A 14,923-nucleotide genomic window follows, 5' to 3' on the forward strand; every position below is an offset into this window, starting at 1 on the left:
CGTGGGGGTGCGCTAGTTTCATAGGTCGCGCCTCTTGTTTGGGGCGCAGGCCGTTTTTCTGGGGGAATCCTCGTGCCCGGCACGGCCGCCCCGGAATTCCTACAATCGCTGCCCATGAGCCTGCCCCAGTACACCCGCGCCAAAGAGCTTCCCGCCATCCTTGCCAAGCGCCTCGTCATTCTTGACGGCGCCATGGGCACCATGATCCAGCGCTTCAAGCTGGGGGAGGCCCAGTACCGGGGCCAGGGCTACACGGGCCCGGGCAGCGTGGGCGACCGCTTCAAGGACTTCCCGCATGACGTCAAGGGCAACAACGAGCTGCTGTCGCTCACCCGCCCCGACGTGATCCGCGACATCCATGAGAAGTACCTGGCCGCCGGCGCCGACCTGATCGAGACCAATACCTTCGGCGCGACCACCATCGCGCAGGACGACTACCACATGGCCGATCTGGCGCGCGAGATGAATCTCGAGAGCGCCCGGCTGGCCCGCGCGGCCTGCGACAAGTACAGCACGCCCGGCCATCCGCGCTACGTGGCCGGCGCCCTGGGCCCCACGCCCAAGACGGCCAGCATCAGCCCCGACGTGAACGATCCGGGCGCGCGCAACGTGAATTTCGAGCAGCTGCGCCAGGCCTACCTGGAGCAGACGCTGGCGCTGATCGAGGGCGGCGCCGACGTCATCCTGGTCGAGACCATCTTCGACACGCTCAACGCCAAGGCCGCGCTGTTCGCGGTGGACGAGGCCTTCGAGCAAAGCGGCGAATGCCTGCCCATCATGATCAGCGGCACGGTGACCGATGCCTCGGGCCGCATCCTGTCCGGGCAGACGGTGACGGCCTTCTGGCACAGCGTGCGCCATGCCAACCCGCTGTCCATCGGCCTGAACTGCGCGCTGGGCGCGGCGCTGATGCGCCCCTACGTCCAGGAACTGAACAAGGCCGCGCCCGAGACCTTCATCAGCTGCTACCCCAACGCCGGCCTGCCCAATCCCATGAGCGACACGGGCTTTGACGAAACGCCCGAAGTCACCAGCCGCCTGGTGCATGAGTTCGCGGCCGAAGGCCTGGTCAACATCGTGGGCGGCTGCTGCGGCACCACGCCGGACCACATCGGCGCCATCGCCAAGGCCGTGGGCAGCACGCCCACGCGCCGCCTGTTCTACCCGGAATCGGCCTGATCGCGCGGGCGGAGCCTCTGACATGAGTTCGCCGCTGCCGCCCGTTCCGTCTCCAGCCGCAGGGCTGCCGCAGCCCGTGGCGGCGCCTGTGCCCGGCCCGGCCGCTGGTGCGCCGGTGGCGCCGGCTTCACCCGCGTCATCCGCCTCGCCATCCGTTCCCGTCACGCCGCCGGCGGCCACGGCCGTGCGCTGGTCGCCCGAGATGCTGCAAAGCCTGCGCCTGCAGGCCTTCGAGCAATTGGTGGCCCAGCTGGCGCGCCAGGTGCAGGCCAGCCCCGGCGCGCCTGCGCCGCAGTGGCCGGCCAGCGGCGTGTCCGAGGCGCTGGGCCGGCTGCTGCAGGCCCTGCTGGCCCAGGTGGGCACCCAGCAGGGCCAGGCCCTGCAATTGCTGGCGGCCCAGCCGGGCTCGGCGGCATTGCTCCAGGCGCTGGCGGCAGGCACGACGGCGCCTGGCGGGCAGGATCCCCGGAGCGCTCCATCGGCCCAGGCCGGACCGCCCATCCCGTCTGCATCGACAACGCCTGCGGCCTCCATGCCGCCCGCCGCTGCCGCAGTGACGCTGGCCGTGGCGGCTGCCAAGGGCAAGGTGATGGATGCGCTGCTGGCCGGATCCGGGCTGGCGCCGCAGGCCGGGGCGCGCCCAGCAGGGGGCATTGCAGGCGGCGCTGCCGGGGGGGCCACACAGACCCTGCCCGCCCTGCAAAGCTGGTGGGTGCAGCAGGGCACGCTGCTGACGCCGCAGGGCGAGCGCGGCTTCACGCTGAGCCTGCAGGTGCCCCAGGCCTGGGCCCAGGCGCAGGGCGCGGCCATGGCGCTGGCGGCCGCATCGGCTTGCGCGCCGGGTGCGGCCCCTTTCACGGCGGCGGCCCTGCCTGCGGGCGCTGCGCTGCCCTTGGCGGGCGCGCAGGCCACGGAGCCGGGCCTGCGCCTGCCGCTGGATGCATCGCTGCAATCGCTGGCCTCGGGGCCGGTGGCCGTGGTGGTGCAGCCGCGCGGCGCCGATGCGCTGCGCACCAGCGCCCTGCTGCTGCTGGAGTTGCAGCCGCTGCGCCAGCCCGGTGGCGCCATGGCATCGCCGGCCGGGCTGGCCTCGGTGGCGTCGCTGTCGCCCGCGTTCGCGCAGGAGGTGCAGCAGATGCTGCAGCAGCGCAATGATCCCTGGCTGCACATGGCGGCGGCCCAGGCTTCGGGCGCCCTGCCGCGCGAGCGCCGGGCCTTCGAGCACCAGTCGCATTTCTGTACCACCGAAGGCTGCCAGTACGAGGGCCGCGCGCCCTGTGCCCAGCCCTTTTGCAGCGAGATGAACCGGCTCTGGGACGTGTCGCGCACCGAGCGCAGCCGCTGAGACCGGCCTTGCGAAACTGACCGGGCCTGACGGTGGCGTGGTCATCGCCGGCCCCTGCTTTCATAATGCCGCCTGTTGCCCGCCACCTGCGCGGTTGACGTCTTTGGCCGGGATGTTTGACGAATGTGCAGCGATCATGCTGCGATCTGCATCCTGGCTGCCTCCAAGTCGCGGCTGGCCACCAGCCCGCCGCGCACCTTTCCAGCCACCCCCGTTGTGGCAGCCCCCGTCGCCGTTCGCGCATGCCCCCGGGCCGCGCCGGTGTTGTGCCATCTTTCATTTCAGGAACCCGTTCAGGATGCGTTGTACCTCCCGCTTGACCCTTGCCTCTCTCGCCATCGCTGCCGCCCTGCCGGTGGCCGCCCAGTCATCTGGCGCCGGCTCCAACGTCACCATCAGTGGCTATCTGGACGCGGGTGTGTTCCGGGATTTCGACAAGACCAGCAAGCTGGGAACGATTCAGCGCAGCAACCTGGCCATTGCCGGCTTCGAGGACCTGGGCGGCGGCCTGAAGGCCACCTTCCGCCTGAGCACGCGCTTCGACCTGGACACGGGCCTGACCGAGGACTATCCGAAGAAGCCCTTCTGGCATGACGAGTCCACCGTGGGCCTGCAGGGCAACTGGGGCCACCTGCGACTGGGCCGTGCGCTCAGCGCCATGTGGAGCCAGGAGTGGCAGTTCGATCCCTGGGGCAACTTCAACCGCATCGCCTCGCCGGCCTGGCACATGGCCCACTACCTGACGCCCACCGACCGCGCCAGCAACAACGGCTCGCCCGAATACGGCCGCATGTCCAACGGCGTGTTCTACGACTCGCCCAAGTTCGGCGGCTTTTCCCTGCACCTGAGCGCCTCGCCCGAACGCACCCAGGCGCCCGGCCGCCAGGGCCGTGCGCGTTCGGTATCGGTCAACTACGACCAGGGCGCGGTGGCGGCCATGGTGGCGCACGAGCGCAACGGCAGCGGCGACACCGACCTGTACATGGGCGGCAAATACCGCATCGGCACGGCAGCGGTGATGCTGGCCTATGACCGCAGCAAGTCGGGCACGCCCGGCACCGGCCCCGACAAGTCGCGCATGGTCTCGCTGGGCGCCACCTACGGCATGGGCGCGACCACGCTCAAGGCCAGCTATGCGCGCCAGCGCCTGGACCGAGACACCAACAACATGCTGTCGCTGGGCGCCGAGTACGCGCTGTCCAAGCGCACCATGCTCTACACCAGCCTGGGACACCAGCGCTACGAGAACCAGAGCTCGCGCACGGCCTTCGGCGTGGGCATGGCCCATTCGTTCTGATCAATGCGCTTCCCAGCGGCCTGACTGGGCTGCGCTGGTGATCCTGGCCAGGTCTGGAGCCGGCATGGGCTGAGGGGTGGCGGGCAGGGCGGTGAGTTCCATGCCGCGCTCCAGCTTGAAGACGCTCACGGCCTGCTGCAGGCCGTAGGCCTGTTCCTGCAGGGACTGTGCTGCTGCGGCGGCTTGCTCGACCAGGGCCGCGTTCTGCTGGGTGACCTGGTCCATCTGGGAGATGGCCTGGTTGATCTGCTCCAGGCCCGCCGTCTGCTCCACGCTGGCAGCGGTGATCTCTCCCATGATGTCGGTCACGTTGCGCACGCTGCTGACGATGTTCTGCATGGTCTGCCCGGCCTGGGCGACCAGGGCAGAGCCGGTGCTGACCTTGCCGTTGGAGTCCTCGATGAGGAGCTTGATCTCCTTGGCTGCATCGGCGCAGCGCCGCGCCAGTGCGCGCACCTCGGCCGCCACCACGGCAAAGCCCCGGCCCTGCTCGCCCGCGCGCGCCGCCTCGACGGCGGCGTTGAGCGCGAGGATGTTGGTCTGGAAGGCGATGGCGTCGATCACGCCGATGATGTCGGCGATCTTGCGCGAGGAGGCATGGATGGCGTCCATGGTGTCCACCACCTGGGACACCACCTCGCCGCCTTGCTGGGCGACGGTCGAGGCCGAGGCTGCCAGCTGGTTGGCCTGGCGCGCGTTGTCGGTGTTCTGGCGCACGGTGACGGTGAGCTGCTCCATGGAGGCGGCCGTCTCCTGCAAAGAGCTGGCCTGGTGCTCGGTGCGCAGCGACAGGTCGTTGTTGCCCGAGGCGATCTGGCTGGAGGCCGTGGCGATCGAGTCCGTGCCGTTGCGCACCTGCCTGACGATGTGGATGAGGCTCTGGTCCATGCGGTGCAGCGCGTGCAGCAGCTGGCCTGTTTCGTCGGTGGTGGTGGCCTGGATGCGGCGCGTCAGGTCGCCTTCGGCCACGGCCTGGGCTACGCCCACGGCCTCGATCAGCGGCCGCGCCACGATGCGCGCCAGCGCCAGCGCCAGCGCCAGTCCCAGCGCGATGCTGGCGGCCAGCAGCCCCACCACCCAGGCGCGCGCGCTGCGGTACAGATCATTGGCGTGCCTGTTGGCCTCCTGGCCGGCATCGTGGTCGATCTGCACCATGCGGTCGATCTGGTCGTACAGGCGCCGGCTCAGCTCCAGCGATTCACCCTGCGCCAGCACCAAGGCTTCGTCCTTTCGGCCGTTGCGTGCCAGGGTCATGATCATGGCGTGCTCCCTGGCATATGCGCTGCGCAGCCGGCCCAGCTCGTCGTAGGACGCCCTTTCCTGCTCGGTTTGGATGAAGCTGGCGTAGTTGTCGTAGTTCGTCTGGATCTTGCTCCACAGGTCGCTCATGATGGCGTCGAAGGCCTTGATATCCTGGTCGCTGGTGGAGATCAGGTACTGAAGCTCGTTGGCGCGGTAGCGCGCCGTGGTGGCGCGGATGGTGAGCAGCATGCGCGACGAGGGCATCCAGCGTGTGGCGATGTCGACGGACGCCTGGTTGATCTGGCTGAGCCGCATCACGGCATACAGGCCCACGAAGGTGGTCAGCGCCAGCACGGCCAGGAAGGCCAGCAGCAGCTTGGAGGAGATCTTGAGGTTGCGAAAGGCTTGCATGGCGAAGTTCTGAAGTCGTATCCCTTGAACGGCAAGGGAGCAAAAAAAGGCGTGCAGCAGGGCACACCTGGCCTGCGGTGCAGAGCAAGGTGGAAAGGGATCAACGAAGGCAATGACGAGGGCCGGCGCGTGCGCTCAGGGGGGGAACCAGCCCGAGGTCCGGCAGATGCGGCCCTTGATGCGGGGTCTCATGGCGCAGGCCCTTCCAGGGCGGCAGGACTGCGGCTGGCCATGCGCGGGCCTGAGGCAGGGCAGGGGCGGTGGATGCGGAAGATGCCGAGCCGTCCGCCTACACCTTTTGGCGCCCGGACGCCAGCTGCGGCCCGGTGCTTGGCGGCGGCTGCCGCCTTCTGCGCCCAGGTGCTGCGGATGGGTGTCCTAGGGATTTCGGACAGGAAAGAATTGGCTATGTGCATCTGTGGTGGGGATTATTTCCGCACCGCCAGATGATGAGAATGCTTCCTATCTGATTTTCGATAGGACGTGTCCTAAAAGCGGTTTGCGGGCGCGCGACATGGCCGTCCGCACCGTCTTCGCACCGTCTTCGCACCGGCTTTCGCTCCGTCATTTGTGCCGTCATGTGCGCCGGTGCGACGGGCCGGCCCCCAGCCTTCAGGACGTCAAGACAGCCGCGCGACAGCGTGTGCCAGGTGCCTGCCTGTGCCGGTCGTTCAGACCACGCCCTGGTCGCGCAAGGCCTGCAGCTGCTGTGCATCCAGGCCCAGGCGCTGGCGCAGCACTTCGTCCGTGTGCTGGCCCAGGGCCGGCGGCGCATGGCGCAGCGTGGTGGGCGTGTCCGACAGGCGCAGCGGGCTGGCCGTGGTCACCACGCGGTTGATGGTCTCGCCGGCAGGCGGCGTGGCGCCCGGGTAACGCTCCTGCTCCACGCGCAGGCCGCGCGCACGCACCTGCGCATCGTCGAAGGCCTGGCCGATGTGGTTGATGGGGCCGCAGGGCACGGCCTTGTCCTCCAGCAGCGCGATCCATTCGGCCGTGGGCCGGCTGCGCGTGAGATCGGACATCAGCGGGATCAGCGCGTCGCGGTGGGTGACGCGGCCGGCATTGGTGGCAAAGCGCTCGTCGCTCGCCCAGTCCGTGCCGGCCGCCTCGCAAAAGCGCGCGAACTGGCCGTCGTTGCCGATGGCCAGCAGCATGCGGCCGTCGGCCGTGGGGAAGTCCTGGTAGGGCACGACGCTGGGGTGGGTGTTGCCCTGGCGGCCCGGCACATGGCCGGTGTTCAGGAAGCCCGCGCCCTGGTTGGCCAGCACGGCCATGGCCACGTCCAGCAGGGCCATGTCGATGTGCTGGCCGCGTCCCGTGCGGTGGCGGGCCTCCAGTGCGCCCAGGATGGCCGTGGTGGCATACATGCCCGTGAACAGGTCGATCACGGCCACGCCTACGCGCAGCGGCCCGCCGCCGGGCTCGCTGTCGGCGCGGCCCGTGATGCTCATGAGGCCGCTCATGGCCTGCACCAGCAGGTCGTAGCCGGCGCGTGGCGCATAGGGCCCGGTCTGGCCGAAGCCCGTGACCGAGCAATAGATCAGGCGCGGGTTCAGCGCGCTCAGCGAGGCGTAGTCCAGGCCGTAGCGCTTGAGGCCCCCGGTCTTGAAGTTCTCCACCACCACATCGCTTTGCATGGCCAGCTCGCGGATCAGCCGCTGGCCCTCGGCCGTGGCCATGTCCACGGTGACCGATCGCTTGTTGCGGTTGCAGGCCGCGAAGTACACGGCGTTGTCCGAGGGATTGCCTTGCGCATCGGGGAAGAAGGGCGGGCCCCAGTGGCGCGTGTCGTCGCCCTCGCCGGGCTTTTCGATCTTGATCACGTCGGCCCCCATGTCGGCCAGGTTCTGCGTGCACCAGGGGCCGGCCAGCACGCGAGAGAGGTCGAGCACGCGCAGATGGCCCAGCGCTCCTGCGGTCTGGGTGGCCGTGTTGTGGATGGGGCTGGGGGAGGGGGTTGCTGTGTGGTTCATGGGCTGAGGCGGCTATCCCGGGCAGATGGGCCATGCTACGGCGCGGGGGCCCGCCGTGGCTTCGCATTTGTGAAAGCGCGCGTTCGCGCCCGGCCGGCACTGCGGTTTGTACTGACGCGCAGGGCTCAGCCGGGGCCGCTGCGGCTTTCTACAATGCCGGATGGCCATGCATTTCGATCTTGTGGATCTGCGCCTCATGGTGCACATCGCCGACGCCAACAGCATGACGCGTGGCGCGGAACTTTCCTTCATCTCCCTGCCGGCGGCCAGCACCCGCATCAAGAACCTGGAAGAGAGCATCGGCACCAAGCTGCTGTACCGCACCAGCCAGGGCGTGACGCTGACGCCGCCGGGCCAGGCCTTTGTCACCCATGCGCGCATGGTGCTGGGCCAGATCGAGCACCTGCGCGGCGACATGCAGGAGTACGTGCGCGGCATCAAGGGCCATGTGCGGGTGTTTGCCAACACCACCTCGCTGGGCGAGTTCCTGCCGCCCGTGCTGCGCCACTACCTTCGCCGCAATCCCGACGTGAACATCGACCTGCGCGAGCGCCTGTCGCACGACATCGTGCGTGCCGTGACCGAGGGGCAGACCGACATCGGCATCGTCGCCGGCCTGGTGCGCACCGAGAACCTGGAGACCCTGCCCTACCGCCGCGACCGCCTGGTGCTGGTGGTGCCGCGCGGCCATGCGCTTGATGGCGAGATGCAGATGGCCTTTGCCGACACGCTGGACCTGGACCATGTGGGCCTGCACGAATCCAGCGCCATCCACGCCTTCCTGCGCCAGGCCAGCGACCAGCTGCACCGGCCCATCAAGCAGCGCATCCAGGTGGGCAACTTCGAGACGGCCTGCCGCATGATCGAGTCCGGCGTGGGCGTGGGCGTGCTGCCCGAATCGGCCGCCAGCCGCCACGCGCATTCCATGGACATCGCCATCGTGCCGCTGTCCGATGCCTGGTCGGTGCGCGAGATGCAGATCTGCGTGCGCAGCCTGGAGGCCCTGCCGTCCTTCGCCCAGGAGCTGGTGGAGCTGCTGGTGGCCGACGCACAGGGCCGGCTCACGCTGGAGTAGGGGCCCACCGACGGCTGCCCGCCGACCGCCGACCGTTCAGTCGGCCTGGGCCGTGCCCCGGTCCAGCGTGGTCGGTGCCAGCCAGTATTTGAAGGTGCCGGTGGCCGTGGCCACCAGCTTTCCGTCTTCATCGAGCAACTGCGCCGCGCAGCTGCACAGGCTGCGGCTGGAGTGCACCACCCAGCCTTCGGCCAGCAGCGCGCCCTTGCCCGGGCGGTGGAAGCGGCTGCTCATCTCCACCGTCACGGCGGTCTGCGATGGCGCACCGGGCAGCTCGCCGGCGGCGCGCGACATCACGGAGTCCAGCAGCGTCATGAGCACGCCGCCGTGCGCGGCGGGCAGCTGGTTGAGCAGTTCCTCGCGCATGTGGGGCAGGCGAACATGGACCTTGCCGGGCGGTGCTGGCACCTGAGAGGCGCCGATCAGCCGCATGAAGGCATTGCGGTCGGGGGCCGGTGCACTCATGTGGCTCATGCGGCGCGCGCCTCGCGCACCATGTTGCGCGCGATGATGACCTGCTGGATCTGGGTCGTGCCTTCGTACAGGCGGAACAGCCGCACGTCGCGGTAGAAGCGCTCGATGCCGAACTCGGCCAGGTAGCCCGAGCCGCCCAGGATCTGCACGGCGCGGTCGGCCACGCGGCCCACCATCTCGGTGGCGAACATCTTGCAGCACGAGGCCTCGGTGGAGACGTTGCGGCCCTCGTCGCGGCGGCGCGCTGCGTCGATCACCATGCACTCGGCCGCATACAGCTCGGCCTGGCTGTCGGCCAGCATGGCCTGCACCAGCTGGAACTCGCAGATGGGCTGGCCGAACTGCTTGCGCTCCAGCGCATAGTTCAGCGCGTCGCGCAGGATGCGCTGCGCCACGCCCACGCTCACGGCCGCGATGTGGATGCGGCCCTTGTCCAGCACCTTCATGGCGGTCTTGAAGCCCTGGCCTTCCTTCAGGCCGATGAGGTTGGCCGCCGGCACGCGCACGTTGTCGAAGAATACGTCGCAGGTGTGCGCGCCCTTCTGGCCCATCTTCACGTCGTTCTTGCCGAAGCTGATGCCCGGCGACTTCGCATCCACGATGAAGGCCGAGACGCCGCCCGCGCCCTTGTTGGCCGGGTCGGTGCGCGCCATCAGCGTGAACATGCCCGCATGCGGCGCATTGGTGATGAAGCGCTTGTTGCCGTTGACCACGTAGTGGTCCCCGTCCCTGATGGCGGTGGTGCGCAGCGAGGCCGCGTCCGAGCCCGCCTCGGGCTCGGTCAGCGCGAACGAGGCCATGATCTCGCCCGTGGCCAGCTTGGGCAGCCAGGCCGCCTGCTGCTCGGGCGTGCCGTCGATGAGGATGCCCTGCGAGCCTATGCCCACGGTCGTGCCGATCACCGAGCGGAAGGCCGGCGCGGTCTGGCACAGCTCGAAGAGCACGCGCACCTCTTCCTCCATGGTCAGCTCCAGCCCGCCGAACTGCTCGGGGATGGTCATGCCGAACAGGCCCAGGTTGCGCATCTCCTGCACGATGGACTCGGGAATCTCGTCGGTCTCGGCCACCTCGTTCTCGGCGGGCACCAGGCGCTCGCGCACAAAGCGGCGCACGCTGTACAGCAGGGCTTCGAGGGTTTCTTGGTCGCGGATCATTGCGGTGTGCTTCCTGTGCGGTTCAGAGGGTTTCGGCGGTTCCCAGCACCGCCGTGGATTGGCTGGACAGCGTGCCGCCGTTGCCGTGCACCACGGCCGTGCGGTGGCGGCCCAGCTGGCGCTGGCCGGCCTCGCCGCGCAGCTGGCGCACGGCCTCGATCAGCGCAAAGATGCCGTACATGCCCGGGTGCACGCAGGACAGGCCGCCGCCGTTGGTGTTGACGGCCAGCCGCCCGCCGGGCGCGATGCCGCCCCCGGACACGAAGGCGCCGCCCTCGCCCTTGGCGCAAAAGCCCAGGTCCTCCAGGAACAGCAGGGTGTTGATGGTGAAGGCGTCGTAGACCTGGGCCATGTCCATGTCGGCCGCGGTGAGCCCGGCCATGGCAAAGGCCTGGGCGCCCGACTGCGCGGCAGCCGTGGTGGTGAGGTCGGGCATGCAGGAGATCTGGCGGTTCCAGATGGCCGTGGCATTGCCCAGCACGTAGACGGGGGGTCGCGGCAGGTCGCGGGCACGCTCGCCGCGCACCAGCACGATGGCGCCCGCGCCGTCCGTCACCAGGCAGCAGTCGCGCACGCTCAAGGGGCTGGCGATGGGGCGGGCCGAGAGCACGTCCTCGATGGTCAGCGGGTCGCGCATGAAGGCTTCGGGGTTGAGCTGGGCCCAGGCGCGCGCGGCCACGGCCACCTCGGCCAGTTGCTCGCGCGTGGTGCCGAACTCGTGCATGTGGCGCGCGGCCGCCAGCGCATAGGCGGTCACGGGCAGCACGGGCTCGTAGGGGAACTCATAGGGCTGCGGGTCCAGGAAACGCCGCGCCGCCTGGCCTTCCTTGCGGCCGAAGGTGGCCGAGCGCTGGGCGCTGCCGTAGCACACCAGCACGGCCTTGCACTGGCCGGCCTCCAGCGCGCGGATGGCGGGCAGCAGGTGGGCGATGAAGCTGCTGCCGCCGATCATCGTGCCGTCCACGTAGGTGGGGTTGATGCCCAGGTGCTCGATCACGGGCATGGTCCACATGCTGGCGTTGACGCTGCAGGTGGCCAGGCCGTCGATGTCCTGCATGGTCAGGCCCGCATCGGCCACGGCCGCATGAGCGGCGCGCACCAGCAGGGTCATGTCGTCCATGCCGGGGGCCTCGCCGCAGCCATAGGTGGCGGCGCCGGCAATGGCCACGCGCCCGCGCAGCGGGCGGTTCACGGCGGCGGCGTCCAGGGTGGATTGGGGGATGCGGGTGTTCATGCTGCACCTCCATGGGAAGCCTGTGGAGCCGGTTGCAGCGCGGGCTGGAACAGCACCAGGCCGCGTCCGTCCTTGCTCGCCACATGGGCGCTCACGCGCTGGCCTATGCGCACGTCGGCCGGCGCAATGCCTTCGACGCGGCCCATCATGCGCACGCCTTCGTCCAGGTCGATCAGGGCCACGTTGTAGTCGCCGCCGGCATCGCTCTTGCGTGCGACGGTGGAGGTGGAGTAGACCGTGCCCTGGCCGCTGGCGCGCACCCAGCGCAGCGGGCTGGCACCGCAGTGCGGGCACAGCTCGCGCGGGGTGAAGACATGGCGCGTGCATTGCGGGCACTGCTGTATGCAGAAACGGCCGGCATCGAGTTCGGCCTGGTAGTGGGTCTGTGCGCTCAGGTGCATGGGCGGTGTTTCCATTCTTTGTGTTCTTGGCGCTGCGCCCGGCGGCATGCAGGGCAGCGGCTGTCCGCCAGCATGCCCGCATCGCGGGGCCGCTTCAATTCGCCAATCTGGAAGGGTGGCTTCACCAGCGCCGGCGTCCGGCTGTCAACCCAGGGTTGCTGCCTAGGCGGGCCGGCAGGCACGGCTGCTATGGTGTTTATGCATTCCCGGCCTTTTCTTCATACCCGCCCTGCGCCGCCTGCCGGCGCACCGAGGGCGCGCCGCCGCTTTGTCACGGCGTGGCGCCACAGGAAGGCCGGCAATGGCGTGCCGCACCCCGGCCCGTTCTCCGCTGTCGATCCCCACCCACCCAGGAGGTTTTTGCACATGACGGATACGCTGATCAAGGTGGACCTGAACCGCCCGCCCACCGACAACGAAAGGGTCCACAACCGCTGGCACCCGGACATTCCCATGGCCTGCTGGGTCCAGCCCGGCGACGACTTCATCCTGGAGACCTACGACTGGACCGGCGGCTTCATCAAGAACAACGACAGCGCCGACGATGTGCGCGACATCGACCTGACCACGGTGCACTACCTGTCCGGCCCCGTGGGCGTGAAGGGCGCCCAGCCCGGCGACCTGCTGGTGGTGGACCTGCTGGACATCGGCGCCAAGCCCGACAGCCTCTGGGGCTTCAACGGCTTTTTCTCCAAGAACAATGGCGGCGGCTTCCTGACCGACCATTTCCCCTCGGCCCAGAAATCGATCTGGGACTTCAAGGGCATGTTCACCAGCTCGCGCCACATACCAGGCGTGAACTTCCCCGGCCTCATCCATCCCGGCCTCATCGGCTGCCTGCCTGACCGGCCCATGCTGGAGATGTGGAACGAGCGCGAGCGCGCACTCATCGCCACCGACCCCGAACGTGTCCCAGGCCTGGCCAACCCGCCATCGGCCGGCACGGCCCACATGGGCCAGATGCGCGGCGAAGCGCGCGACAAGGCCGCCGCCGAAGGCGCACGCACCGTGCCGCCGCGCGAGCATGGCGGCAACTGCGACATCAAGGATCTGTCGCGCGGTGCCAAGGTGTTCTTCCCCGTCTATGTGGACGGCGCCGGTCTGAGCGTGGGCGACCTGCACTTCAGCCAGGGCGATGGCGAGATCACCTTCTGCGGCGCCATCGAGATGGCCGGCTGGGTGCACATGAAGGTCGGACTCATCAAGGGCGGCATGGCCAAGTACGGCATCAAGAACCCCATCTTCAAGCCCAGCCCCATCACGCCGCGCTATGACGACTACCTGATCTTCGAGGGCATCTCGGTGGACGAGAGCGGCAGGCAGCACTACCTGGATGTCAACGTGGCCTACCGCCAGGCCTGCCTGAACGCCATCGAATACCTGAAGAAGTTCGGCTACAGCGGCGCCCAGGCGTATTCCATCCTGGGCACGGCGCCCGTGCAGGGCCATATCAGCGGCGTGGTGGACGTGCCCAACTCCTGCGCCACGCTGTGGCTGCCCACGGGCATCTTCGACTTCGACATCAACCCCAACGCCGCAGGGCCTGTCGTCCAGTTCGACGGCAGCGTGGACATGCCCCTGTCCCCCGACCTGCGCTGACGCCAAGGAGCCCGCCCATGCCCACCTACGACTACGAATGCGCGCAATGCGGCGGCTTCGAGGCCCTGCGGCCGCTGCGCCTGCGCGACGAGCCTGCGGCCTGCCCCGGCTGCGGCACGGCGGCTGCGCGCGTGCTGGCCGCCGCGCCCCGGCTGGCGCTGATGGCCGACGGAACGCGCCGCGCCATGGCCACCAACGAGCGCGCGCGCCACGAGCCCGCCAGTTCGCGCGACTATGACTATGCGCGGCTCAGGCACCCGGCAGGCTGCGGCTGCTGCGGATCGGGGCGGCGCAGCGCCACGGTGACGGCGCCCAACGGCGCGAAGTCCGCGCCCTCGCGGCGGCCCTGGATGATCAGCCACTAGGCTGCATCGGAGTGGACCGCTTCCCAGGGTTTCCACCGCTTGGGAGCCCTGGAAGCGCGCCTTCCACATTCGCGAAACACGGCGCAGGGCGGCTTGCCCAGAATGGGCCGCGCGGCAAGCCGCCGCCCGTTGCCCGGAGTTTCGCCATGCCCCCATCTTCCTTCCTGCCTTCTGCCACTTCCTCCTTCTCTTCGCGCCGCCGCCGCCTGCTGTCCGCCGGTGGCGCGCTGGCGGCCGGCAGCCTCTTGCCTGCAGTCCGGCCGGCGTTTGCGGCCGATGCCTGGCCCACGCGGCCCGTGCGCTTCATCGTGCCCTTTCCGCCCGGCGGCCCGGTGGACACCACGGCACGCGCCTTCACCCAGAAGCTGGGCGAGATCTGGCCGCAGCCCTGCATCGTGGACAACCGCGCGGGCGCCGGCGGCATGGTGGGCGCGGCCCTCGCAGCCAAGGAGCCTGCCGACGGCTACACGCTGTTCGTGGGCTCCATCCACCATGCGGTCAACCCGGCGCTGCAGCCGAAGATGACCTACGACATAGAGCGTGACTTCGCGCCCGTGAGCTTTGCCGCCATGTTCCCGGTCTTCCTGGTGGCCCATCCCTCGGTGCCCGCCCGCAACGTGCGCGAGCTGATCGCGCTGGCCAAGTCCGGCAACGGGCTGAGCTTCGGCTCCTCGGGCAATGGCGGCGGCACGCACCTGGCCGGCGAGCTGTTCAACATGCATGCGGGCATCAAGCTGCAGCACATTCCCTACAAGGGCAGCGCGCCGGCCATGAACGACCTGCTGGGTGGCCAGGTGCAGCTGATGTTTGCCGATGCGCCCAGCGCGCTGCAGCACATCAAGTCGGGCCGCATCAAGGTGCTGGGCGTGGCCAGCCGCCAGCGCTCGGCCATGCTGCCCGAGGTGCCCACCATCGCCGAGTCGGGCCTGCCCGAGTACGAGGCCTATTCCTGGGCCGCGCTGTTTGCGCCGGCCCGCACGCCGCCCGCCGTGCTGGCGCGCATCAATGCCGACTTCAACACCGCGCTGCGCGATGCCGCCGTGCGCGAGCGCCTGCTGACGGCCGGCGCCGAGGCCGACCCCGGCACCCAGCAGCAGATGCGCGAGCGCCTGAGCAGCGAGCTGCGCAAATGGGCCCAGGTGGTCAAGGTGGCCGGCATCCAGGCGGACTGAGC

At 69.4% G+C, this 14,923-nt stretch carries 13 protein-coding genes; 7 read left to right on the forward strand and 6 right to left on the reverse strand.

What is annotated here, in order from left to right:
* Positions 1–114: 114 nt before the first annotated feature.
* The 3 genes from AC5I49_RS13865 (at position 115) to AC5I49_RS13875 (ending at position 3,821) form a co-directional block, all read left to right on the forward strand.
* On the forward strand, positions 115–1,179 hold the full coding sequence (locus AC5I49_RS13865; protein WP_017406622.1) for a homocysteine S-methyltransferase family protein: 1,065 nt from the start codon (positions 115–117) through the stop codon (positions 1,177–1,179).
* 22 nt (positions 1,180–1,201) lie between these two features.
* Complete coding sequence (locus AC5I49_RS13870; RefSeq protein ID WP_016452208.1) at positions 1,202–2,524, forward strand: hypothetical protein; 1,323 nt, start codon at positions 1,202–1,204, stop codon at positions 2,522–2,524.
* Positions 2,525–2,822: 298 nt separating this feature from the next.
* Positions 2,823–3,821, forward strand: a complete 999-nt coding sequence (locus tag AC5I49_RS13875; protein WP_026062702.1) for a porin — start codon at positions 2,823–2,825, stop codon at positions 3,819–3,821.
* On the opposite strand, the gene AC5I49_RS13880 is transcribed toward AC5I49_RS13875, so the two are convergent.
* Positions 3,822–5,474, reverse strand: a complete 1,653-nt coding sequence (locus AC5I49_RS13880; RefSeq protein WP_034365601.1) for a methyl-accepting chemotaxis protein — start codon at positions 5,472–5,474, stop codon at positions 3,822–3,824. It abuts the gene before it with no gap.
* A 671-nt stretch (positions 5,475–6,145) separates the two neighbouring features.
* Positions 6,146–7,447 (reverse strand): CaiB/BaiF CoA transferase family protein, encoded by a 1,302-nt coding sequence (locus tag AC5I49_RS13885; RefSeq protein WP_338499324.1) that lies wholly within the window; start codon positions 7,445–7,447, stop codon positions 6,146–6,148.
* A gap of 160 nt (positions 7,448–7,607) precedes the next feature.
* Between AC5I49_RS13885 and AC5I49_RS13890 the strand changes: the two genes are divergently transcribed.
* On the forward strand, positions 7,608–8,522 hold the full coding sequence (locus AC5I49_RS13890; protein WP_012202113.1) for a LysR family transcriptional regulator: 915 nt from the start codon (positions 7,608–7,610) through the stop codon (positions 8,520–8,522).
* A gap of 36 nt (positions 8,523–8,558) precedes the next feature.
* Here AC5I49_RS13890 and AC5I49_RS13895 read toward each other — a convergent pair whose 3' ends face one another.
* The 4 genes from AC5I49_RS13895 to AC5I49_RS13910 are packed head-to-tail and all read right to left on the reverse strand — an operon-like array spanning position 8,559 to position 11,785.
* The gene (locus tag AC5I49_RS13895; RefSeq protein WP_047219879.1) at positions 8,559–8,987 is read right to left on the reverse strand and encodes a PaaI family thioesterase; all 429 of its coding nucleotides are present in this window, start codon (positions 8,985–8,987) and stop codon (positions 8,559–8,561) included.
* A gap of 5 nt (positions 8,988–8,992) precedes the next feature.
* Complete coding sequence (locus AC5I49_RS13900; RefSeq protein WP_495789516.1) at positions 8,993–10,150, reverse strand: acyl-CoA dehydrogenase family protein; 1,158 nt, start codon at positions 10,148–10,150, stop codon at positions 8,993–8,995.
* Between the two features lie 22 nt (positions 10,151–10,172).
* Positions 10,173–11,384: a thiolase family protein gene (locus AC5I49_RS13905; RefSeq protein ID WP_017406617.1), complete on the reverse strand. Its 1,212-nt coding sequence runs from the start codon at positions 11,382–11,384 to the stop codon at positions 10,173–10,175.
* Positions 11,381–11,785, reverse strand: a complete 405-nt coding sequence (locus AC5I49_RS13910; protein WP_034365598.1) for a Zn-ribbon domain-containing OB-fold protein — start codon at positions 11,783–11,785, stop codon at positions 11,381–11,383. Before AC5I49_RS13910 ends, AC5I49_RS13905 begins: the two co-directional genes overlap by 4 nt.
* A gap of 366 nt (positions 11,786–12,151) precedes the next feature.
* Here AC5I49_RS13910 and fmdA point away from each other — a divergent pair, with 366 nt between their 5' ends.
* From fmdA to AC5I49_RS13925, 3 genes are all read left to right on the forward strand, one after another.
* Positions 12,152–13,384, forward strand: coding sequence for a formamidase (gene fmdA, locus AC5I49_RS13915; protein ID WP_046241120.1), 1,233 nt, complete (start codon positions 12,152–12,154; stop codon positions 13,382–13,384).
* Positions 13,385–13,401: 17 nt separating this feature from the next.
* Positions 13,402–13,749, forward strand: a complete 348-nt coding sequence (locus AC5I49_RS13920; protein ID WP_070080788.1) for an FmdB family zinc ribbon protein — start codon at positions 13,402–13,404, stop codon at positions 13,747–13,749.
* A 146-nt stretch (positions 13,750–13,895) separates the two neighbouring features.
* A complete protein-coding gene (locus AC5I49_RS13925) occupies positions 13,896–14,921 on the forward strand; it encodes a tripartite tricarboxylate transporter substrate binding protein (RefSeq protein WP_016450260.1) in 1,026 nt (341 codons plus the stop codon).
* Positions 14,922–14,923 lie beyond the last annotated feature (2 nt).

This window comes from Delftia sp., from assembly GCF_059499305.1.

Coding starts and splice junctions, on each gene's coding strand:
- AC5I49_RS13890 (WP_012202113.1), top strand. CDS start 7,608: ATGGCCATGCATTTCGATCTTGTGGATCTGCGCCTCATGGTGCACATC.
- AC5I49_RS13880 (WP_034365601.1), bottom strand. CDS start 5,474: ATGCAAGCCTTTCGCAACCTCAAGATCTCCTCCAAGCTGCTGCTGGCC.
- AC5I49_RS13920 (WP_070080788.1), top strand. CDS start 13,402: ATGCCCACCTACGACTACGAATGCGCGCAATGCGGCGGCTTCGAGGCC.
- AC5I49_RS13875 (WP_026062702.1), top strand. CDS start 2,823: ATGCGTTGTACCTCCCGCTTGACCCTTGCCTCTCTCGCCATCGCTGCC.
- AC5I49_RS13885 (WP_338499324.1), bottom strand. CDS start 7,447: ATGAACCACACAGCAACCCCCTCCCCCAGCCCCATCCACAACACGGCC.
- fmdA (WP_046241120.1), top strand. CDS start 12,152: ATGACGGATACGCTGATCAAGGTGGACCTGAACCGCCCGCCCACCGAC.
- AC5I49_RS13895 (WP_047219879.1), bottom strand. CDS start 8,987: ATGAGTGCACCGGCCCCCGACCGCAATGCCTTCATGCGGCTGATCGGC.
- AC5I49_RS13865 (WP_017406622.1), top strand. CDS start 115: ATGAGCCTGCCCCAGTACACCCGCGCCAAAGAGCTTCCCGCCATCCTT.
- AC5I49_RS13905 (WP_017406617.1), bottom strand. CDS start 11,384: ATGAACACCCGCATCCCCCAATCCACCCTGGACGCCGCCGCCGTGAAC.
- AC5I49_RS13910 (WP_034365598.1), bottom strand. CDS start 11,785: ATGCACCTGAGCGCACAGACCCACTACCAGGCCGAACTCGATGCCGGC.
- AC5I49_RS13900 (WP_495789516.1), bottom strand. CDS start 10,150: ATGATCCGCGACCAAGAAACCCTCGAAGCCCTGCTGTACAGCGTGCGC.
- AC5I49_RS13925 (WP_016450260.1), top strand. CDS start 13,896: ATGCCCCCATCTTCCTTCCTGCCTTCTGCCACTTCCTCCTTCTCTTCG.
- AC5I49_RS13870 (WP_016452208.1), top strand. CDS start 1,202: ATGAGTTCGCCGCTGCCGCCCGTTCCGTCTCCAGCCGCAGGGCTGCCG.